17 protein-coding genes and 1 pseudogene are annotated in these 22,380 nt (G+C 43.2%); 2 read left to right on the forward strand and 16 right to left on the reverse strand.

The window, feature by feature from the left end; genetic code table 11:
• Positions 1-285 precede the first annotated feature (285 nt).
• Positions 286-1,926, forward strand: coding sequence for a phosphoglucomutase (alpha-D-glucose-1,6-bisphosphate-dependent) (pgm, locus tag AC1RJL_RS17420; protein ID WP_492916340.1), 1,641 nt, complete (start codon positions 286-288; stop codon positions 1,924-1,926).
• Positions 1,927-2,021: 95 nt separating this feature from the next.
• On the opposite strand, the gene AC1RJL_RS17425 is transcribed toward pgm, so the two are convergent.
• The 3 genes and pseudogenes from AC1RJL_RS17425 to AC1RJL_RS17435 form a co-directional block, all read right to left on the reverse strand.
• Positions 2,022-2,879 (reverse strand): pirin family protein, encoded by an 858-nt coding sequence (locus AC1RJL_RS17425; RefSeq protein WP_492916342.1) that lies wholly within the window; start codon positions 2,877-2,879, stop codon positions 2,022-2,024.
• A gap of 52 nt (positions 2,880-2,931) precedes the next feature.
• Positions 2,932-3,414 (reverse strand): annotated as a pseudogene (locus AC1RJL_RS17430) (substrate binding domain-containing protein); the annotation flags it as partial.
• A gap of 15 nt (positions 3,415-3,429) precedes the next feature.
• Positions 3,430-3,834, reverse strand: coding sequence for a LysR family transcriptional regulator (locus AC1RJL_RS17435; RefSeq protein ID WP_492916344.1), 405 nt, complete (start codon positions 3,832-3,834; stop codon positions 3,430-3,432).
• Positions 3,835-3,981: 147 nt separating this feature from the next.
• Between AC1RJL_RS17435 and AC1RJL_RS17440 the strand changes: the two genes are divergently transcribed.
• Entirely contained in the window at positions 3,982-4,308 is a 327-nt protein-coding gene (locus AC1RJL_RS17440; RefSeq protein ID WP_492916608.1) for a zinc-binding dehydrogenase, read from the forward strand.
• Between the two features lie 76 nt (positions 4,309-4,384).
• On the opposite strand, the gene AC1RJL_RS17445 is transcribed toward AC1RJL_RS17440, so the two are convergent.
• From AC1RJL_RS17445 to AC1RJL_RS17505, 13 genes are all read right to left on the reverse strand, one after another.
• Positions 4,385-4,783: an OsmC family protein gene (locus AC1RJL_RS17445; RefSeq protein WP_492916346.1), complete on the reverse strand. Its 399-nt coding sequence runs from the start codon at positions 4,781-4,783 to the stop codon at positions 4,385-4,387.
• A 19-nt stretch (positions 4,784-4,802) separates the two neighbouring features.
• Positions 4,803-5,135, reverse strand: coding sequence for a glutaredoxin family protein (locus AC1RJL_RS17450; RefSeq protein WP_492916348.1), 333 nt, complete (start codon positions 5,133-5,135; stop codon positions 4,803-4,805).
• Between the two features lie 3 nt (positions 5,136-5,138).
• Positions 5,139-5,618, reverse strand: coding sequence for a pilin (locus AC1RJL_RS17455; RefSeq protein WP_492916350.1), 480 nt, complete (start codon positions 5,616-5,618; stop codon positions 5,139-5,141).
• A gap of 19 nt (positions 5,619-5,637) precedes the next feature.
• On the reverse strand, positions 5,638-5,892 hold the full coding sequence (locus AC1RJL_RS17460; RefSeq protein ID WP_492916352.1) for a GNAT family N-acetyltransferase: 255 nt from the start codon (positions 5,890-5,892) through the stop codon (positions 5,638-5,640).
• A gap of 104 nt (positions 5,893-5,996) precedes the next feature.
• On the reverse strand, positions 5,997-7,400 hold the full coding sequence (gene rimO / locus AC1RJL_RS17465; RefSeq protein WP_492916355.1) for a 30S ribosomal protein S12 methylthiotransferase RimO: 1,404 nt from the start codon (positions 7,398-7,400) through the stop codon (positions 5,997-5,999).
• A gap of 154 nt (positions 7,401-7,554) precedes the next feature.
• Positions 7,555-8,487 (reverse strand): hypothetical protein, encoded by a 933-nt coding sequence (locus AC1RJL_RS17470; protein ID WP_492916357.1) that lies wholly within the window; start codon positions 8,485-8,487, stop codon positions 7,555-7,557.
• Positions 8,488-8,599: 112 nt separating this feature from the next.
• Positions 8,600-9,781 carry a MalY/PatB family protein gene (locus AC1RJL_RS17475; RefSeq protein WP_492916359.1) on the reverse strand — a complete coding sequence of 394 codons (1,182 nt, stop codon included), beginning with the start codon at positions 9,779-9,781 and terminating at the stop codon, positions 8,600-8,602.
• 297 nt (positions 9,782-10,078) lie between these two features.
• Positions 10,079-14,698: a LamG-like jellyroll fold domain-containing protein gene (locus AC1RJL_RS17480; protein WP_492916361.1), complete on the reverse strand. Its 4,620-nt coding sequence runs from the start codon at positions 14,696-14,698 to the stop codon at positions 10,079-10,081.
• Between the two features lie 133 nt (positions 14,699-14,831).
• Positions 14,832-15,065 (reverse strand): hypothetical protein, encoded by a 234-nt coding sequence (locus AC1RJL_RS17485; protein WP_492916363.1) that lies wholly within the window; start codon positions 15,063-15,065, stop codon positions 14,832-14,834.
• A 232-nt stretch (positions 15,066-15,297) separates the two neighbouring features.
• Positions 15,298-16,872, reverse strand: a complete 1,575-nt coding sequence (locus AC1RJL_RS17490; protein WP_492916365.1) for an RHS repeat domain-containing protein — start codon at positions 16,870-16,872, stop codon at positions 15,298-15,300.
• A gap of 65 nt (positions 16,873-16,937) precedes the next feature.
• A complete protein-coding gene (locus tag AC1RJL_RS17495) occupies positions 16,938-17,186 on the reverse strand; it encodes a hypothetical protein (RefSeq protein ID WP_492916367.1) in 249 nt (82 codons plus the stop codon).
• A 309-nt stretch (positions 17,187-17,495) separates the two neighbouring features.
• Positions 17,496-17,993, reverse strand: coding sequence for a hypothetical protein (locus AC1RJL_RS17500; RefSeq protein WP_492916369.1), 498 nt, complete (start codon positions 17,991-17,993; stop codon positions 17,496-17,498).
• Positions 17,994-18,024: 31 nt separating this feature from the next.
• A complete protein-coding gene (locus AC1RJL_RS17505; protein ID WP_492916370.1) occupies positions 18,025-22,341 on the reverse strand; it encodes an RHS repeat-associated core domain-containing protein in 4,317 nt (1,438 codons plus the stop codon).
• Positions 22,342-22,380: the final 39 nt, after the last annotated feature.

Genomic DNA, 22,380 nt, shown 5'->3' on the forward strand with positions numbered 1-22,380 from the left:
ACCAACGCGTTATTAACCTAAAGCAGCACGCTATGCGATTTAAACCACAGTAATGCTGGTCCGAACTGCAGTAGCCTTTAGCTAACTGGCAATAATGTTGAAGACAGGAAAATATCGATTCCAGACAAAACACTATCGAGTCAAACCGCGCTACTATAGCCAGGATAATCAACCAGCGTCGGATCGCTAGATAACAGATACACCTCATATTCTGGTACGACGCATCAAGGCCATCATGACAACAGCGTATTTCAATAAGTACATCTGTAAAATTCAGGAGTTTTTATGCCCACAAGCCCCTTGGCTGGCCAACTTTTACCCGCGGACTTGCTGGTAGATCTCCCTCAACTCATTGAGGCTTATTACACCAATAAACCTGATGTTGCGATTCCTGAGCAACGCGTCAGCTTCGGCACTTCCGGGCATCGCGGTTCATCATTCAAAACCAGCTTTAACGAAAATCACGTGCTCGCGATTACCCAGGCGATTTGCGATTACCGCAAGCAAGCCGGTATCAATGGTCCGCTTTATATCGGCATCGATACCCATGCACTCTCCGAGCCGGCGCAAATCAGTGCTGTCGAAGTGCTTGCCGCTAACGGCATAGATATCATGCTCGCTAAAGACGGTGAATATACGCCGACGCCAGCTATTTCCCACGCAATCCTTACTTACAACCGCGGTCGCACTTCCGGGCTCGCTGACGGCATTGTGATCACCCCGTCACACAACCCGCCCGATAACGGCGGCTTCAAATACAATCCACCTAATGGTGGCCCGGCCGATAGCGACATTACCAATTGGATGCAGGCGCGTGCGAATGAATTATTGGAAAATCATCTACGTGATGTAAAACGCATGGATTATCTACAGGCGATAAAAACGCCCACGACCCATCACCACGATTATGTACACCACTATGTAAAAGATTTGATCAACGTTGTGGATATGGATGCGATCCGTGGTGCTAACGTACATATGGGTGCAGATCCGCTGGGTGGTGCGGGTGTAAATTACTGGGGTGCAATTGCCGATTATTACCAGCTGAATTTGAAAGTACTTAACACCGCTGTTGATAAAACATTTTCATTTATGACTGCCGACTGGGATGGAAAAATCCGCATGGACCCATCTTCTGCTTACACCATGCAAGGCATGGTCGAGCGCCGCAATTTATTTGATGTCGCCTTCGCATGTGATGCCGACCACGATCGCCACGGTATAGTCGCACCCAGCTGCGGCCTGTTACCACCCAACCATTATCTTGCTGTTGCAATTGAATACTTATTCCAAAACCGCCCGCAATGGAAAGCAGATACTGCCATTGGAAAAACCGTTGTCAGTAGTGCAATGATTGATAAAGTCGCGCAAAAAATTCGTCGCCGCCTGTATGAAGTTCCGGTCGGCTTTAAATGGTTTGCGCCCGGTTTATTTGATGGCTCACTCGGTTTCGGCGGCGAAGAAAGTGCTGGTGCATCATTCTTGCGTATTGATGGCAGCGTCTGGACTACCGATAAAGACGGCATTATCCCATCACTGCTGGCAGCCGAAATTAAAGCAAAAACCGGACGTGACCCTGGCGAGCGTTACAAATTGCTCGCGGATGAATTTGGCCATGCCGCAGAAGCGCGTGTAGAAGCGCCCGCTAATACGGCGCAGAAAAAAGCCTTGTCAAAACTATCACCAGAGCAAATTACCTCGACCGAATTAGCCGGTGACAAAATCGAAACCATTCTGACCAATGCTCCTGGTAATAACGCTGGTTTCGGTGGTATTAAAGTGATGAGTAACAGCGGTTGGTTTGCAGCGCGTCCATCTGGCACCGAAGAAATCTATAAAATCTATGCAGAGAGTTTTAAAGGTGAAGCGCATTTGCAACAATTGATTGCAGAAGCGCAAGTAATTGTGGATAAGGCTATTTCATAATAGACACTCCATACGAGCACAAATAAAAACGCCCGATACTGTCGGGCGTTTTTATTTCAGGATTTTTTTAGACTTTTATTTATAGATGCCCGGCCTTAATTCATCGAGGGCAACGGAATAAAATCTGTCTCCCCTGCTACCATCGCAAAACCGCCATTAGTCCAACGCTCTCCTGCCGCATGTATTTTTTCGCGCGACGATGCCACAAAATTCCACAGGATAAATCTATCACCCGCAAGAGGTTCACCGCCGAGCAACATCAAACGTGCACCGCTGACTGTCGCGATAGAAGCATTCTCATCTAACACTGCTAAATGGAATTCCGGTACCTCTTCGCCATTAACGGTGACGCTCCCCCAAGCAACATAAATAGCCAGTTCCTGCCCCGGAAAATCAGGAGAGTATTGCGAATCTGCACCAAGCGCTATATCAAGATAGGTAGTTGCACTTGCCGTTTTAACCGGTGATGCAACACCAAACGCCTCACCAATCAGCACTTGAACACTCATGATAGGCAAATTTACCGAAGGAATAATATCCGCCGGATAATGCGCAAATGAAGGTTCGCAGTCTTCAACTTCAGTCGGTAACGCTAACCAGGTTTGAATGCCTTCAACAGTTTTATCTTGCTCGCGCACATCTTCAGGCAAACGTTCTGAGTGTACTATTCCGTTACCCGCTGTCATTAAATTTATTGCACCTGGCTCGATACGTTGATTAAAACCCAAACTATCCCGATGCATCATGGCACCGGTAAATAAATAGGTAACAGTGGCCAAACCTATGTGTGGATGTTGGCGAACATCGCCGGATGTGGTACCCGCTTCAAAATGTGCAGGCCCCATATGATCAACAAAAATAAAAGGACCAACACGCTGTTTCAGTCGCGATGGCAACAAACGTTTTACCGTAAAACCGATTTCCTGGGTACGCGGGGGAATGATTAAAGTCATTGTGTCATCCTCTGATTATCTTTAAAAGTCTAACGAATATAAACCAACACGGTTAAAATTGTTGCAGATGTTTTTCAAGGTGCGCCAACAAAGCAGTCAATCGAAACGGCTGATATTTCCGTTCCTTATACACCGCATAAATTGCAGTAGATTGCCCTTCGTATTTTCCATCCAATAATGGCACTAATCGGCCTTGATTAATATCATCGCGCAAATCGATGGCAGATTTGTATACAACACCATGCCCCGCCACACCCCAACGGCGAACCACTTCGCCATCATTCGCATTGCGATTACCCTGAATCGGGATTTCAACTAATTCGTTGTCGCGATAAAAAATCCAATGATTATAAGGGCGGTCATTGCGATAGAAAAATAAGCAATTATGTTGAACCAAATCTTCCAGGCAATTTAATTGCGGCATCATCGCGATATAAGCAGGCGCTGCCGCAAGCAAGCGGCGATTGTCGCAAAGCTTGCGCGCAATTAACGCTGAATCTCGCCAATCGCCGTAGCGAATAACAAGATCCAAACCTTCCCTATATAAGTCCTATATCATGTCGGAAAAGTTCAGCCGCAGACTCACACGTGGATATTGCAGTTGAAACTCATCAAGAATATTGAGCAACAGATGGCGCCCAAGATCCGATGGCAATCCGATACTGATTTCCCCGGCAACGGATGTTTGCAAATTGCGCAGTTCAGATTCTGCATCACCCAGAGCACCCAGTGCATGTTGCACATAAGGAATAAGGCTCTCACCAGCCGCGCTAAGGCTGAGGCTGCGCGTGGTTCGCTCCAACAGGCTCACACCCAAGGCCAACTCCAATCGCTTGATCGCAGCAGAAACAGCAGCATTGGTAATGTTTAACTGGCGCGCAGCCTCACTCATGTTGCCGACATCGGCAACGCGCAAAAACAGCTCCAAATCCTGTAATGAATAGGTTTTACTCACTGCTAATTCCCGGTCGTTATAGCAATTATCAAAATTTAATTGATAGTTATTAAACCAATATAACCATTATCAAATTAATACCCAAGGCATAGACTTATATCATCTTGAAATCCTGATAACGGAGCAGGTTATGAAAGCGCGCAGCATATTGATTATGTCGATTATATTTTTTGCCTGAACAATACCGACCAACACTGGCAAGCAATGGCAGAATTAATTAAACCCCAAGGCCATATTTGTTCAATTGTCGAGCTGAGTGGGCAAGTGGATTTAAATTCGCTGAAAAATAAATCCGTCAGTTTCACGTGGGAACTGATGTTTACGCGCTCACTGTTTGAAATTGAGGATATGATCGAGCAACATCATTTATTAAACCGGATTGCAGATCTGGTAGATGCCAGTGCAATCAAAACTACACTCAATAAAATTTTGAGCCCAATCAACGCTGAAAATTTGCGCACTGCACATGCGTAAATTGAATCAGGTAGCACTATTGGGAAAATTGTACTGGAAGGTGGTTGGTCACGTTGATAACGGATTTATCAACACATTAAGGTTGATGATGCGTGCTGATATTAATAGTGGCATGAGACAGCAATTTATGGATCGGACATTTCTCAACAATATCCAATAGTTGCTGTTTTTGCTCATCGCTCAAGCTGCCTACAAAATGAATATTCAGCGCGAGGTTATACTCGCCTGATTTTTCTTTGCTGTTATCACGCTCAATACCAATATTAATACTTTCCAATGGAATCCCACGGCGTTTCGCGTACATAGTAAGCGTAATCGCCGTACAAGCAGCCAGGGATGAATCCAGTAAAGCATGTGGATCAGGTGCTGAACTCTCGCCACCAAGGCTGGTTGCCACATCGGCAAATATATCATGGGCTTCGATGCTAATTCGCTGGCGGTAAGTTCCTGTTTCGTCTTTTTGTAATCTAATCATTTTTAAACTTGCCCTTAACTTATAGCCGTAACAACTTTTTCATTGTGTTTGGATCATAGCCGCGCAGAACTTCGCCACGAATGACAATCAATGGGATACCGCTGCCACGCAGCTTATCGTATTGAGCCTTACCTTCCTGCGATTTTTCAATGTCGTATTCAACGTATGCAATATTGTGCTGTTTAAAAAACTCGCGCGTCTTTTTGCAGTAGCCACACCAATCAGTTGCATATAACACAACACCTTCTGGATGTACTGCAGAAAAATCGGGCGGCGGACTAAACTCATCGCGCAGTTTATTCCAATTTAAAAAGATGCCTAGCGCAATTAATAGCAATAAATATTTCTTCATCGTTTAAATCCGGCAATTCAACGGCAAGTCTTTCAATTCCAAATCCGTACGGTTTTCACCTACCGCTTTCATACCCGCCGGTATTGCAGCCTTACCGCAAATCCAGGAAATAGGACTCTCCGGCGAACCATCCACCATGATCGGCTGAACACTAAGGGTTTTGTTTTTAATTGCCGCATGCGCTTTGTTGCCAAAGTGAATATGAAATGCACCATCTTTTAAATCGATGCGGTCCACATAGTTACCCAACAATTTTTCGGCAACCGGTATTCCTGCTTCCTGGTTGTTTTTCAAAAAAATCTGCGCACTTTTATGATAGAACGCCACCAGTTTCTTGTAGTCTTCAATCAATTCCATTGATTCAATTACTTGCCGGCGAGCAATGGTCGGATCAGGAGATGGCATAGCGATCAATGCCAATATGGCAATGATGCCGACTACCACCATCATTTCTATTAACGTAAAACCGTTTCTTCTCGTCACACTGATTCCTTATCACACATTAACGAATAAATTTCGCCACATACCAGCAGCTTGCATGCAGTTCATAACCCTGCTCTTTTGCCCACGCCAAACCTGCGCGTACCAACTTTTCGGCAAGGCCTTTGCCGCGAAAGGCGGGGGGCACAAAAGTGCTATTAAAATCGACTGCGGCATTTCCCTCGCGGGTAAACAAACGATAAGACATTACTGCATCGCCGCCTTCATTTGAGATCACAAAACGTTGTTGACCGGGTAAATGCTGTACATCTGTCATGGAAAACCTCCAAGGGTTCATTATCAGTGTAATAGGTTAGAACATAAAAAAATCCCCCAGTGCCTGCGCAGATGGGGGATTTTTTCGATAAACGGAGATTTATCCTACACTTTGGAACCCCAAAGGTCATATTCATCCGAATGCTCAATTAACACATTGACGAGATCACCCGGTTTTACATCCTCTTCACCATTCAGGTAAACACAGCCGTCAATTTCGGGCGCATCGGCGAAACAGCGGCCAATAGCGCCTTCTTCATCTACTTCGTCGATCAACACTTGCAATGTCTGTCCTACTTTTAATTTCAGGCGCTCTGTGGAAATTTTTTGCTGCAACAACATAAAGCGGTCATAGCGCTCTTGCTTGATGTCGTCTGGCACATGATCCGGCAAGTCGTTGGCTTTAGCACCTTCAACGGGCGAGTATTGGAAGCAGCCTACGCGATCCAATTGCGCCTCCTCGAGGAAATCCAGCAATTGTTGGAAATCATCTTCCGTTTCACCGGGGAAACCAACAATAAAGGTTGAGCGGATAGTCAGGTTAGGAACCTGCTCGCGCCAGCTCTTGATGCGCTCCAGCGTTCTTTCCACTTGTCCGGGGCGACGCATTTTGCGCAGCAAGGTTGGGCTGGCGTGCTGGAAGGGGATATCCAGGTAAGGCAATACCTTACCTTGCGCCATCAGCGGGATAATGTTGTCCACATGGAGGTAGGGATAGACATAGTGCAAACGTACCCAAACACCCAACTCACCCAATGCTGCCGCTAACTGATACATATCAGTTTTGAGCGGGCGACCATCCCAGAAATCGGTGCGGTGCTTGATATCAACGCCGTAAGCAGAAGTATCCTGCGAAATCACCAATAACTCTTTTACACCGGCCTTTACCAAACGCTCCGCTTCGCCCATCACCTGGCCGATGGGACGACTGACCAACTTGCCGCGCATATCAGGAATAATGCAGAAACTGCAGGAATGGTTACAGCCTTCCGATATTTTGAGGTAGGCGTAATGGCGCGGGGTCAATTTGATGCCTTGCGGCGGTACCAGATCAGTAAACGGATTGTGGCGCGGATTGGGCGGCAAATGTTCATGCACTTGCGCGAGTACTTCCTCGTAAGCATGGGCACCGGTAATACCCAATACATTCGGGTGAATCTGGATGATTTCGTCTTTTTTGGCGCCCAAACAACCGGTTACCAATACTTTGCCATTCTCTGCCAATGCTTCGCCAATGGCACCTAAAGATTCCTGCACAGCAGAATCGATAAAACCGCAGGTATTTACAATCACCATATCGGCATCGTTATAGCTGGGCACAATATTATAACCTTCCGTGCGCAACTGGGTGAGGATTCGCTCTGAATCCACCAGATTTTTAGGGCAGCCCAAAGACACAAAACCGATGGTATTACCCTTATCAGCACCAACCAGTGCCTGGTTGGCTAGTGTTTTGGCCGGGATATCCAAGGTTGTGGTTTGCGAGGGATCGAAGGTGTTTACAGTCATAGTGTCTCGTGCGATTGGAGCGGCTGGAAAAAGTCGGCGGATTGTACATGAAGTGGGTAAAACTTCCATCCGATATCGATTAAAAAACAACCAAATAAAAGCTCATCCTGGGAAAATAAGCGCCATATAGGAAATGACCTTCCCCTAACAAAACTTATATGGCTTTCACCGGCACAAAAGCACTGTAGAGCCCTGTAGTATCAAAAGCGGCTATTTCAAACTCGTACTCACCTTGCAAATTATCAAAATAATAAACATCAACATAACTATCATTGATAATGATACTTGTGTAACGATTATCCGTTTTGCGTTTATAACGCAACTCATATCCTCCGATTTCAGTAATATCGAGGACCTTGCCATTCTCGCGTTGACTAGGCGCTGTCCAGTAAACCTGTACCGGCCCATTAACTAACGCAGCATTAGAAGACGCAGACGAAGTCGATGAAAATGATGATGAAGAAACAGGTACAAGGCTACTAGACGAACTGCTCTTTGGCTGGCTACTCGGTGCAGAACTCACACTCGAACTGCTAGAAGTTGGATTGATAACCGGCAAAATGATCGTAGGCGAGCTATTAGCTGAAGAGAGAGAGTGAGAAAAACCTGGCGCTGAAGATTGATTGGCCGATGAATTATTGGTAGATGGGTTGGGAGATGAAATTTCACCAGCCGGCTCCACGGAATCAGCGGAAGATACAGGCTTGCTAACTACCGGCTGCGATGAAACAGTTTGTGAGTTCGGAGCCTGCGACTGGGTATTATTAGTTCCCGTTCCTCCCCCGCTTCCACCTCCGCCACCGCAAGCAGCCGTCAATAAAGGAGCAATAAATACCATTACTGCAGTGGTTTTGCGTAAGCGTCGCTGCCACCCAAGGCCGGATTTTAATTGGCTACGATTTATAAAACCCAACTCAATTAATACTTCGCCCAATTCCTGTTTATAACTATCAGGCGCCTTTGCCTGAACTGCCTCATGCCGGCGAGTCTGTTGTAATTCGACTGCCTGTAATAATTGATCGCGGGTAATAACTCCCTGCTCTACCAGCAAATCGCCAAGGCGTGTTGACTTGTGTTCGTTAGCCATAAAAACCTCGTATTAAATACTGGAGTAGAGTTTACGTTTTTTAGTGAACGCCCACTAAAGCCCTTATTTATCTTTTAAAAATATTTTTAATAACTCAGCAAGCTAATAAAGATTAGCAACTAATTTCCAACGTGCCGAGATTAATCCGGATACGTTCCAATGCTTGAGCAACAACCAGCTGACGGGTTCCTATATTCATGCGCATAAATCCATTACCGCCTTCACCAAATACGCTTCCAGGGCTCATCCCCACTTTACATTCACGAGTAAAAAAATCCCGAAGCTTACTATCATCCATGCCTAATTTTCGACAATCCAACCATAACAAATAAGTTGCTTCCGGCGAATTAACCTTGATGTTTGGAATATTCTCTTTAATAAAATTGACTGCAAAATCGCGCGTTGATTCCAGATAGGACATTAATGCATTTAACCATTCATCGCCCTCACGATAAGCGGCTTCGAAAGCAGTTATGCTTAACGGATTGGTATTACCAACATGCAAACTTTCGAATACATAGCGCATTGCCTTGCGCTGCTCAGGATCGGGAATAACCAGTGCCGATAACCCCAGTCCCGGGATATTAAAGGTTTTATTCGGCGCAATTGTCGTGATGATTTTATCGCCCGGTTGTGAAAGCCGACCCAGCATAGTGTGCTTAACACTGGAATAAACCAAATCGCAGTGAATATCGTCAGAAAGGATAGTCAAATCATAGCGACGCGCAATAGATAGCAGCGTCTGTAACTCTGCCTCATTCCACACGCGCCCTACCGGATTGTGCGGCGTACACAACATCAACAACCGCGCGCCCTGCTGTGCGCAGTATTCCAGGTGCTCAAAGTCAATTTCGTAGCGGTTATCTACTTCGCGCAATGGATTATTGATCAGCTTGCGATTATTGGTGGTCACTGCGGAAAAAAAAGGAAAATAGACGGGAGACTGTACAATTACCCCCTCGCCTTCTTTCACAAAAGCTTGCGCTGCTGCAAATAGCGAAGGCACAACGCCGGGAGCAAAAAGAATCCAATCACGCTGAATAGTCCATTGATGGCGACGCTGAAACCATTCAATAATTGATTGGTAAATACTTTCAGGATAAAGGGTATAACCAAATACCGGGTGACTGATACGCTCTTGTAATGCGCGAGTGATGCATTCCGGCACGGCAAAATCCATATCCGCCACCCATAAAGGGCTGACATCGGCCGTACCAAAATACTGTTGACGCCCATCAAATTTTACTGAGTTGGTATTTTCGCGATTAATGAGTCGATCAAAATCAAAAGTCATTTTGCAATCCGTTAGGGAAATATTTGTTTTTAATCAGTAATCAGTCGCAACTAGTTGAACGTGTAGAATACGGTTTGAAAAAATAAGCTATTGAAGCCTGTTTTGCAGAAGACTTAAAGTTATTAAAAAAATAAAAATCGTAGAATATTTTAGATAGCCAATCGAGATAATGTATTCACTTGATAGATTTGCCATTCAGAAGTTTTATAAACTGTAATTTAGCTGTCGGTCAGGGCGCTAGAAATGCACATCTCTCTGATGTGCATTTTCATACTCAACATATAGTGTGCCCTTACATTAGAATACACTCACTTCGCGGCTGATTTTTATAAAGTCAACGTTAGGACCTCCAGCAGAAACATTTGCCTTCGCTCGAATTTTATTTATACCTCTTTGCAATACAACAGAAATAGAGGTATGCGTCCATTGAGCCCAATTTCCTGTTGGCGCAAATGACATTGCCGGATTTACAACAACATCATTTATCTGTATCTGCATAGGTCTATCAACAGCACTACCATTAGCATATCTAAAATCAAGAACAACAGGGCCGTCGACGTCGCTCTCGACAATCCATTCCACATAACTGTTGGCCACACTATCATAATCAATAAAGCCAAGTCCGGAATAGCCACTTACATCATTAGCGACGCTTCCCAAATACACACTAGCTGCTTCCGCCTGATAAATATTTTGGGTGTTTGAAATCTGATATTGGTTAGGTGCAGCAGGCATACTGTTGGTTTCTTCATAGTAAATACCCCGAATTTCTTCTGATGTTAACGCACGGTCATAAATACGCAAATCATCTAACGCGCCCTCAACAAACCGAGAGGTTGCTCCGATGCCTCCGACTCCATCTGAATAAAAACGGTTATTCAGCAATCCGACAAAAGTATTAAGCATTCCCGTGTAACGACTATCACGCGGACTGGCTGTACCATCAAGATTGCCATCTATATAGATTTTCACTATTCCTTCACTGGGACCCGACTGCAATGCACGAGTAAATACGATATGGTGCCAAACTCCGTTTGTAATTGGCGTCATACCCAAGAATCTGACATCACCAACAGCAAGACCGAATTGCCCCTGTGGCCCTAAAGAACCCCACTTTATGTGATTTCCTGAATTGTTATAGTGGCTTCCAATAATTGCCATAGTAGATTCAGGCTGCCCTCCAACTTTTACGCCTTTATACCAGAAGCTCAACGTGGAATTACCCAATAAAGGCTGTGTGACTGCCTTAGGCAATTCAACATAAGCACCGAGTCCATCAAGCTCTATAGCAGTGCCAGTGGACACACTTCGCCCCGCAATCCATTTTACCGGTTTGGCGGTAGGATCTTGAAACACACCCGATAACTTTAGTGACGCAGCAACATTCGTGGTTGAAAACGTTTCCTGTCCAGCACCCTCATTAAACATCCAATAACTATGAGGTAAAATACCTATTACCGGTTCCGGTACTTGAAGCTGACAACAATTCACTACTCTGACAGTCGATTCTTCATCGCGAATTTCAGCTATTAATTCATATGTTCCCGGTGCAATGTTACTTACATCCAACAGATACTGATCGTATTCCCCATCAAGGTCTTCACTAATATTCTCTGTAATAGTAATCAATTCCATTGGTGATGAAGAAACCCTCTTCAGCATTAATTTAATCGTTGCTGCGCTGTCCGGATCACTGTCTTGCCATTGAATAAGTAAAGTGCCGTCACGCTGGGTGACGTTTTGTGATGGCAACAAAAAGGTGAGCTGTGGCTTAACATTCACTGTTGGCAAATTAATAGTGAATGATTCAACAGTGCTCCACTCACTGAATTGGCCATCAGTATCTTCTGCACGCATACGCCAATAGTACGTTGTCTGGTCTGCAAGTATTGGATCCAATTGCCACATTGGCGCAAGTGTAACTTCATAAAAGATACGGTGGGTTAGTGCAGCATCGGTGTAGAGCTCGATGTGATATTTCACAATCGTTCCTTCGGGATCCTGTGATGGATTTGCTTCCAGAACCACAGTTTGTGAAGGTACCAGCACACCACCCACCGGATTTTGCAGTACCGGAACCGAAGGCGGTTGATTGACGAGACTGACAGTAAAGTCACTCATTACCCAAGCAGATTCTGCTGCACCATCACTGGCTTTCACGCGCCAGAAATAATGAGTGTCATCAGTGAGTCCCGTCACTTTCCATTGGGTGTAGGATTCACCTGCCGAAATAGCGGGAGATGTTTGTTTATCCTGACTATCGAAGGTATTGGTTTTATCCAATTCAAAATAATATTTCACGGATTGCCGTTCCGGATCACTGCTATTGATAATACGCAGTAACACACTGTTATCCATCTGCAAGTCGCTGACGATTGATGCCGGAGCCGGTGAATCAATCTGCGGATCAGTTGGTGAATTATTGTGAGTGTTGACAAAGAAGCTACCCCATTCCGATTGCGTTGTAAGTCCATGTTCATCGGTTACCACTGCTTGCCAGATATAGCGCTTATCTTCCTCAAGCACCTTGGCTACAAACCAACTGGTGTGGCCGTTGTTACCTGCTAATAAGCCGCTTACATTAGCCACAGGTGTATCCAGATCTGACTCTTCATACAACACAAATGCATAACGTAATTCATCGCGATCTACATCAATACTGTTGGTAATTCTGAGTGTTGGGCTCACGTCTGGAATGCTGGCATCTATCGCCGGCGAACTTATATGCGGCGCAGTGGGAGCATCGTTCGCTGTATTAATAAAAAACCGGCTTTTTATCCATGCACTGGAAGTATTGACGTTACCCGTTTGAATAGACTTCGCACGCCAGTAATAAAGGGTATTATCTTCAAACGCAAAGCCCTCTTCCAAATCCACCGGCGATATTTTCCAGTGTGTAGTACCGTCAGGTATCCCACTTCCCTCTCCCTCGCTAATGGTTGCAGTACCCATTAATTCAGTCAGCGCATTATCTTTATAAACTTCAAATACAATGGCCACGGTGTCTACACTGGAAGGATGAAGACCATTGGTCACCACCAATTCCGGTTGTAATGGCAGTGATTCGCCATCAAGCGTATCGGCATCAAAAATCGGTGATAAAATTTGTGGGGCCGAAGGCATTGCCTCAATAATATTAGGGTCAGTACCGTCTTCAAACTCTTGTAAGTCAGTACGCCCATCGCCATCGGTATCCCCGGTTCCATCTTTATCCAGATTGCCGAATTTCTCGCGTTCCCAATCATCATCCATACCATCGCCGTCGGTATCGTTAGCGGGATGGACAATAATATTCACACTGCGCTCAGCGGTTAACTCGCCATCAGTGGCGACAAAAGTTACGGTATAATTTCCTGCTTGCCCAACAGCAGGCGTCCAATTAAATACACCTTGATTTATAGCGCTGGGATTAAAGCTGGCACCCGCTGGCAATTGCAGTGGGTTGATGGTTGGCAAGGTGTTATTAGGATCTGTTGCGCGCACTAAAAAGCCGACATTGCCACCTTCAAACGTGACTATATCTTGCATAAATTGAATGACTGGTGGCTGAGGTAAATCAACTATATTACCGCCCCAATAAAGGGTGTAATTTCCGTTGGAGGTATTATCAAAAACATTAACAAAGTATTCAAAATTGATGTTATCTGAAGCGCGCTTTTTAGAGAGCCAGGCATTTTGCGGATGAACGGCTGTGCCATTTGCACGTACCACTTTTGCTAATATTTTATTACCATTAAAAGGATCTGTTCCTGTTGCGTAAGTCAAACCACCCACTGGCTCAAATTCAAAACGGCTGCGGCTGGAACCCTCACTGGTAATCACTGCATTCTCTACCGCAGCGACTTTTTTGCAATTAGTACAGGTAATTTCGTTTAAACCTGTAGGTTCAGATTCATACAAGTACAATTCACGGGTAGCAGAATAAGCAAGGAAATCGCGCAAACTGTCGCGTCCCGATAAATCCATTAATACATCACGCACTAAAAAATTGGCGTTAGTAGCTTGCAACAAGGAGGTTAACTCTCCACCCAATTCATCGGCATGGGTAAAGCTGGCATTGAAGGCGATAAATTTTCCAGCAAGGTTAGACTCCATAATCCAGCGCCCCGCGGTAACCCCCTTGGGTTCAATATTGCCAAAATTAATTAATAAAGTCGGTGCTGCAGGTTGGTCTTTCAGGTAACTACCGAGAATTTTAAAATTAACGGCCAGCCCTAATTTATTTTCTACAATACGCGGTTGGGCTGATTCGATTTTTACACTCTTGGCAGAACCAAATCCATTATTGCTAATACGCACGCCCAATGTGTAAGGCTCTGACGGCTCAATCTCCGGTGTAAAACCATTATCACCAATGATTTCTTCTGTTAAAAAGTAATCAAGCGTTAATGCTGGCTGCGGTTTTACCACGATGGAATCAGCGGCAACATTCACAACTTCCTCTTTACCGCCGTAAGAGTATTTCAGCTCAGCGCCCACAAAAAACAATTTTCCATCTTTGGTTTGGCCTGCGGCATTGGCGGTAGGAATAATTAACCAACGTAATTCACCAATCTTTTTCGGGGCAATGCTGCCGCCTTGAATGAAACCATCGGCACCATTTTGCAAACCGGTTACATCGCGGGTGTCATCGACACGAATAAAAAAGGCGGCATTGCTTACCGCTGTATTAGAGGTTGCAACAACCGGGTTGCCGTCCGCATCGGTGAATAACACTTTAACGCTGACATTTTCCAGCGAAAAGGTATCCAGGCTATTGGTAATACGCATCAACGCCTCAAAACCCTGCCGCTCCATGGTGAGCTCTTGCATGATTTCGATTTTAACTTCAGCACACAATGCTTCCTGCGCACTAGAAGACCAGGAACATAGGCTCAACACTACGCCTAACCATGCAGCAATAAAACGCATATCCATTACCCACCAACCCTATTAACCAATAAAATAATATTCAATTTAAGAAATCATCGCCGAATAGTTGCGATGATGTCTGCCAATCACTTGGATTGTTTCAGCAGCGCCATAATTTCGTCGTAATCAGAACCATTTTTTACGCGGGTGTAACCCACCAAGTAGCAGGATAACCAGCAATTCCCATAGTTTGGAGCAACTGGTTTTTATCGCCGCCTTTCTCTACATCAACATTTTCAAAACTTACGCCATTTGTATGGGATTTATAAATATTGATCAAAGGTTCAAGGAGCCTGCCCCATTGATAGATCGTGATCGTATATATTCTTTCAAATGCCATAAATACGGGTTGTGATCCGATATGTTTTTCCAACCTAAAGTAACTTTCCAAATTATGCGTTACTATCTTTTAATCCTATTTACCTTTTTTCGAATTTTTCTCTTATCCAAAAAAAACAAGAAAATTAGGAAGCACAAGCCTCCAAGCACGGCTGCATAAGCTTGGTATTCAGGAAAATTATATTTAGCAATAAACAGAGCCAGGAAAATACAACTAGCACTGCCTCCAAATCTAAATAAAAATTCATTGAGGGTCGGTCTTTGTTTCATTTGCATGGCTCGCATTCGTCATCAGGTGGAATTCGCCAGTGGCTCTCATCAGGTATCATGTTTCCCGCGACCTCAGCTGTGCCTTCAACAGCTGCCCAACTGGCAGCCTCTTTTGCTCCGTTTTTATAGTTTTTATTTGCTCGTTGACTTGTTCGCTTTGCCCCACGACTACCACTTTTTAAATTCTTGGCCCTCGCACTAAGGCGCTCCCCCTTCATAATTGTCGACGCCCCAGAAGTTAAAGCCCATGGATTCGTGGCGCCAAGCACCGCTGCTATTGCTACGACATCCCATTTGATGCATTCGATACGGCCGCCATTATTTGCCATTTGAATACCAATATCCATCAAAGCACCAATTGCAGCTCCACCTATTCCCAGTTCGCCTGTTGGATCTGTAAATGCAAATGGATTTTGATATGCATAAACATAATAATTTATGCTACTAGCAACCCCCAACGGATCTTCTTGTAAATAACGTGCGGTGTCTGCATCGTAATCCCTGAAATAATTTTGATGTAAGCCTGTCTCTTCATCAAAATACTGCCCCGGAAACCGCAAATTATTTTCCACGGTACTAACAGTGATATGCGCTTTACCAAATGCGGAATACTGTGCGCTCCAAACAACACTCCCCGCATCATCGATTAATTGTTGCGGTGTGCCTAAATGATCATTGTGGTAATAGTAAAGTTCGCCAGCAATGGTGCGCTGGAATAGCGGATCGGTCATCCAGGTCTTTTTTGGATGGAAGTGGTATTCCTTGAGTAATTGGCCAGTGCTGGAGTATTCCGCCGCCAAACCATTTTCGTTGTAGAAATACCAGGTAGTACTTTCGCTAGCGGTTTTCTTTACGCGCTGCCCATGCGGATTGTAGGCGTAATCTGCAATTCTATTACCATCACGCTTTACTGCGATTAAACGCTCTTCGTGGTTATACACATACTCAGTGGTGATGCCATTATTAGTTTGGGCTTTAGTGTGCCCATTAGCGTTATAGGTATAAGTAACATCCCGCGTGTTATCACTTGAATCAATCGCTTGTAACTGATTTTTCTGGTTGTAGTTTTGGCTTTCGCTCGCACCATTTTCGGTGCGCGAAATTCGGTTACCTACACCATCGTAATCAAAGGATTCGTCGTTGGCTGCGTAACCTTCCGGTGAATCAGCAGTGGTCAGACGATATAAATTGTCATAGCTGTAGTTGAAAACACCTTCGCCTTTTTCAATTTTTTCGATGTTTTGCGACAGGTCATATTCATACACCGCTTTGGCCAGTTCGGTATTATTTGCCTTTCGTAGTACACGCTCTTCCAGTTGTTGGAAGTCATCATACTTCAGCGATATTTTTTGACCACCGGGTAACAACAATGTCTGCGGTACCATCCATTCAAAATTAGCCCAACTGATTTGACCTTCACCGGGAATATTCACCGCCATTAACTGATTATTTTTGTTGTAGTGATAGGTAATTCCTTCTTGATTTGTGTAGATTTTTTTGAAAAATAGACTATCACCTGCTTTATTATCAAAGCAAGTGAAAGAATCTATTTTTACAGCAGATAAATCCATTAATTAAAAATCCTTAGAATATAGATTTCATTAAAAATTATTAGTACGCCATTAAAAGATAAAATTTATTTCTTTATTATGTGCAATATAAAAACAGTAACTCCAGAAATAAATATTGCCAAAAATAGTCCAACTGTCACAGCTATTTTCCAAAATGGATCAAGATAACCAATATATATAAAGCTTCCAATCTGCCAAGACACATTAATTATAATAGCCGAAACAAATGGCACATAAAATGGAGATAATTTCGAAAACCGAAAAACAAAAATGGTAAGTAGTATTACTGTAGTGCAAAATAAAAAAATACTCATTTTTACTCCTTACAGTCATCGCAATTTTTATGTGCATCATCCCATGCTGACTGCCCCATATCCTCAACTGCAGAGGCATAAAGAGAAGCCAAGCCCAAACATTGACTAAGTATAGGATTCGTCACTCTATAACTATAAGGTGAACCACCTCCCAAAGACTGACATTTTTTTATCATGCACGTTTTAAAAGTCGAGTCACAATCCTGTTTTGCCCGTTTACAATCCCCATAACACTCATCATGCACCCATTGGGAGATTTACAGCAACAAATCACATATCCATTAATCCCATTAACCAATAAAGTAATATTTATATAGGAAATCGTTTTACGATTAAGTTTTTCTTAAATATAAATACCAATCCAAAACATAATTCAATTAGGCTTGCTATTAGATATGAAAAATAATGAATAAAATCTGCATCTTGACTTACAGATCCACTCAAGAATGTTGACAACATGATTAAGTTGTATGAAATATCAGGTATAGATTTAGCAAAAAAATAAATCCCAATAAGCTGAAGAGCTATACCGTACACCACACTTACTGTAACGGGAAAACTCAAATCATCGGAACTCTTTTTGTAAAGAAGCTTTGATATAGAAACTGGAATAGCTAAAAAAGAAGCTGCGACTAAAAAATAAACCAGATATAAAATGACACTTGTGTAATTTAGCGATGAAAGAGCCCCTATAACATTTGCTTGCTCATATAAAGGAATCCAATCTAAAAATTCGATGCATATGTGCGCAAGTAAAAACAAACCAAGAAGCCTAATTATAATCGCTGAAAACTCTATAACTTTCATTGCTCATCACCTTTAAAATTTAAAAAATTTATTATAAACCTTGCCTAATATCATCTCTTATCGCCCATTTGAGACAAATGCAATTTTTAGGCATTGTATTCATTCCTGGCCCGCTAGGCAGCCAAGCATCTACAATTTCAGGTTTTTGACACTGCCATGGGATAGTGGGGTCATAACACTCAGCCTTTTGACACTCAAAGATTTCATTTGCACTGGGATCTTGATCATTCCAGTCTTCTATCTCTTCTCCGATTTCTACCAATGCTTCATCTATTCTTTTAACGTCTTCTTTATTGTTTTCCACCATAGCTTGATTTCTTTTTTGCTCAAGCTCTTGCTTTCTTCTCTCATAATCTCGCCTAACATTAGGCGGCATATAACCCTTGGGTTGGCGATACTCGCCCCTAGGGCCTCTATTTGGACGAAGCCCTTTTAAACCATCTTCGTCTATGTAATATGATGGTCTATTGTTTACATAAGCAAAGGTATTTATTCCACCTCTTACACCCAAGGGATCAGACTCAATGTATCTACCTAGCCCTGGGTCATAATTTCTAAAATAATTGTAATGCAGCTCAGTTTCATTATCGTAATACTGCCCCGGAAATCGTAAATTATTTTCAACATGGTTAATTGTGATATGCGCCTTACCAAACACCGAGTATTGTGCTGCCCACACAATATTGCCTGAGGCATCCAGTATCTGTTGCGGTGTCCCCAAGTGATCATTGTAGTAATAATACAATTCACCTGCAGTAGTACGCTGGAACAACGGATCAGTCATCCAAGCCGTTTGCGGATGAAAGTGGTACTCCTTAATCAATTGACCACTACTGGTGTACTCAGCCGCCAATCCATTTTCATTGTAGAGATACCAGATAGTATTACCAGCCGCAGTTTTTTTGATACGCTGTCCCTTTGGGTCGTAGGCATAATCTGCAATGCTGACGCCATCACGTTTTATCGCAATCAATCGCTCCTCATGATTGTAGATATACTCTGTAATCACTCCATTTTGGTTTTTTGTTTCAGTATGCCCATTAGCATTGTAGGTATAAGTGGCAACCTGTGTATCATCACCGAAATTTATGCTTTCTAATTGATTTTTTGTATTGTAGGCAGGTGTTTCCGATATACCACCTTCAATGCGCAATATTCGATTGCCTACCCCATCGAAATCAAAGCTTTCATCATTCGCCGCATAACCATCCGGTGAATCGGCACTGGTTAAGCGATAGAGATCGTCATAGGTATAATTGAAAATACCTTCGCCTTTTTCAATTTTTTTGATGTTTTGCTCAAGGTCGTAGTCATAAACCACTTTAGCCAATTCACTACCATCGGCTTTTTTCAGTACACGCTCTTTTACTTGCTGGAAGTCATCATATTTCAGCGTAATTTTTTGCCCGCCAGGTAATAAGAGAGTTTGGGGCACCATCCAGTTAAATTCAGCCCAGTTGATTTGCCCTTCACCGGGAATATGCAACGCCATCAGTTGATTATTTTTGTTGTAATAGTATGTGTAGGTAATCCCTTCCGGATTGGTATAGGTTTTTTTCAAACCATTCGGGTAATAGGTGTAGAGATAGGTTTTGGTGAATCCACCAAAGTTCACCGTTACTGATTCAAGATGATCTAAGTTGTTATAAGTGTAAGTTTCACTAAACGGAGTTATATCTACCGTCGGCAATATACCTTCTTGTAAAGTTGAGAAAACATTCTGCTCCCAACCAGAAAATTGATCTTTTTCATTGAAAGTATAGTTAATTACCTTAATAGGATGAGCATGATCTTTATGTGCATATATACTTGTTTTAACTAATCGGTTTGATCGATTAAATTCAAAAACTATTTTTTCTTCTGATGGATTTATGTAATTTTTAATAAGTCCACTTTCATCATACATATATTGTCGCTGTTTATTTGTGTTTTGATCACTGCTTTTGGTTTCGCTCAGCAAGCTATTATTCTTATCGTAAGTGTAAATTGTTAAATGCCCCTCAGGGTCTTTTACTTGCAATAAATTATCGCGCGCATCGTAGGCAAACTCGGTTACACCACCTTCGGCATCGGTGATAGTTTTAACGCGGTTAAGTGAGTCGTACTCGTATACCGTTTCTTTTGTTTGCGCGTCGGCATTGACTTCCAGGTTACCCACCATATCGTAGCCACGCTTACGGATATAATTGCGGCTATTGGCTTGTTGTGTGGCTTGTTTAATACGATTGCGTTGATCGTACTCTAGCGATTTTTTATAGCTGGGATATTGAATACTATGCAGTAAATTTTCCTTATAATTAAAATGTGTAGCATTTCCCTCGCCATCTACAGTGCGCAATACACGCCCTTGGGTATCATAAATTGTTTGAGTTTTATTGCTGTTGGCATCGGTAGCAACAGTTAAGCGACCAGATTTATCATATTCCAGCTTAGTGACTTTACCATTATCATCCGTCATGGTAAGTGGCTGACCGTTAGCATTAGTGGTCAGGGTAACTTTACTACCACTCGCAAAAGTGACTGTTTCCAGATGACCGGTTTTGTTGTAGGTGTAAGTTTCACCTTTGTCATAAGGATCGCGACGGGTTAATAAATTATCCGCGGCATCGTAGGTATTTTTCCATGTGTATTGTTCATTGATAGGCAATATATTTGAACGCGCATCTGTAATAGTTTTGGCATTGCCTATCGCATCATAATCACCGTAAGTGGTGATGTTACCTTCAGGATCTGTGACTTTAGTGATATTGCCGTATTGGTCGTATTCATAACTGGTCGTAGCTAAGGCAGTATTATTTGCAGCGGACTCGCCGGTGATGACGGTTTTTACTTGACCGTATTCATCATAGGTATAACGGGTAATACGTTCGTCTGCAGTACCTTTGGCTTCAGTAAGCGTAAGCAAGTTGCCTTTTGCATCGTAGCCGTAGGCTGTAATAATGCCTTTTTCGTTGGTTTCGGTAAGCGGTAACTTATATTTCTCATGCCAGGTGCGGCTGATACTCGTGCCATCGGCATAGGTAATTTTTACTTCATTTTTCCACTGATCATATTCATGCGTAGTTTTATTTCCACGGGCATTGGTAATGACCTTTTGTTTTACATAACCAGGGGGATCCAATGCATCAGGAAGTCGCTCAGTTAATGTCGCCGAGGCTGGAGCATCCCTGCATGATTCAAATTGCACATTGCCACCTTCGACAGCACTACAGGCTTTAGGCACGAAGGTACACCCACTAAAATCGGTAGCATTTCCATATATTTCCCGATACGAATGATCGGGAGCAAGCCAACCACCTGTAAGCTCACAGTACTTGGATCCGGCATTTCCATCAGAAGAATAAAGACCCATGATACGAAGAGCGTATGTACCGTAACTAGGCCCTTTGTCATTGCTCATCGCAAAATCAACAGTAAAAGAGATCTCGCCATTGCGCATTTCCTTTACAGTTTCACCGAGATCATTCTTCCACGTTTCGACGACCTCACCCGAAACTAGCTTTTCCATTTGATAGATCAAAAATGTTTTCTTATCTTTCTCACTTGTTTTAGTGCTCGATATGTTATTCGGGTAAAGGGACACCCCTGTTTCACCGTCATAACTGGAAACATGATTTTCCGGCGTGGTTTGTTCGACAAATAACTGGTTACTACCTTTGTAAGTGTATTTCCAGCTGTTACCACGCACATCTACGACTTCTGATAGTTTATTATTTTCGTATTTGTAAATTACCTTTCTTCCTACATAGTCTGTCACCGACTCTAGAAGATTGCCGTTCCACTCAAGCGTCAGTACCACATTCCCGTGGTGATCTTTAATAAACTGTATTTTGTCATCTGGATTCCTATCTAAATATACAGTTACTCCATTTCTATCCATGTATTGCTTTATTGGAGTGGTAGCCCTGCCATATGCGGATGAAAGACTATGCCCTGAAGGAGCCTTAGGATTCATGCTTTCATAGAGAATTGAATTGCCATCACGACCTTGCCACTCTACTGATACATTTTCAGCGCCCTCTGTCCAGGACCAAGCCCCCGTTAAAAAACGATTACCCGATCTGTCTTGATAAATTAATTTACTGTTCTCTGAATGTGAAAAACGGTAGTTGCTATTGCTCCGCTTCATTGATAAAGCAGAGTCCACTACAGCGGGTTCCCAGCGACGATTCCATTTCCATCCACCTTGAACCCACTCACGAGTGATGCGAACATCACCACCCAACACTTTAACTTTGATATCTTCGATTTCCCGGGTGAGATCTAATTGATTTTCACCCGCTGCACACGTAAAAGATGACAGTAGACCTAACAGAAACAATGTTGTTAATTTTCTTAAGCTATTCACAATTGAATTCCACTCATTGATTCACGATTGAATTTAACT

The sequence above is a fragment of the Cellvibrio sp. GW822-FHT04B05 genome (genome assembly GCF_058800985.1).

Coding starts and splice junctions, on each gene's coding strand:
- pgm (WP_492916340.1), top strand. CDS start 286: ATGCCCACAAGCCCCTTGGCTGGCCAACTTTTACCCGCGGACTTGCTG.
- AC1RJL_RS17425 (WP_492916342.1), bottom strand. CDS start 2,879: ATGACTTTAATCATTCCCCCGCGTACCCAGGAAATCGGTTTTACGGTA.
- AC1RJL_RS17445 (WP_492916346.1), bottom strand. CDS start 4,783: ATGATTAGATTACAAAAAGACGAAACAGGAACTTACCGCCAGCGAATT.
- AC1RJL_RS17450 (WP_492916348.1), bottom strand. CDS start 5,135: ATGAAGAAATATTTATTGCTATTAATTGCGCTAGGCATCTTTTTAAAT.
- AC1RJL_RS17460 (WP_492916352.1), bottom strand. CDS start 5,892: ATGACAGATGTACAGCATTTACCCGGTCAACAACGTTTTGTGATCTCA.
- rimO (WP_492916355.1), bottom strand. CDS start 7,400: ATGACTGTAAACACCTTCGATCCCTCGCAAACCACAACCTTGGATATC.
- AC1RJL_RS17470 (WP_492916357.1), bottom strand. CDS start 8,487: ATGGCTAACGAACACAAGTCAACACGCCTTGGCGATTTGCTGGTAGAG.
- AC1RJL_RS17475 (WP_492916359.1), bottom strand. CDS start 9,781: ATGACTTTTGATTTTGATCGACTCATTAATCGCGAAAATACCAACTCA.
- AC1RJL_RS17480 (WP_492916361.1), bottom strand. CDS start 14,698: ATGGATATGCGTTTTATTGCTGCATGGTTAGGCGTAGTGTTGAGCCTA.
- AC1RJL_RS17490 (WP_492916365.1), bottom strand. CDS start 16,872: ATGGATTTATCTGCTGTAAAAATAGATTCTTTCACTTGCTTTGATAAT.
- AC1RJL_RS17495 (WP_492916367.1), bottom strand. CDS start 17,186: ATGAGTATTTTTTTATTTTGCACTACAGTAATACTACTTACCATTTTT.
- AC1RJL_RS17500 (WP_492916369.1), bottom strand. CDS start 17,993: ATGAAAGTTATAGAGTTTTCAGCGATTATAATTAGGCTTCTTGGTTTG.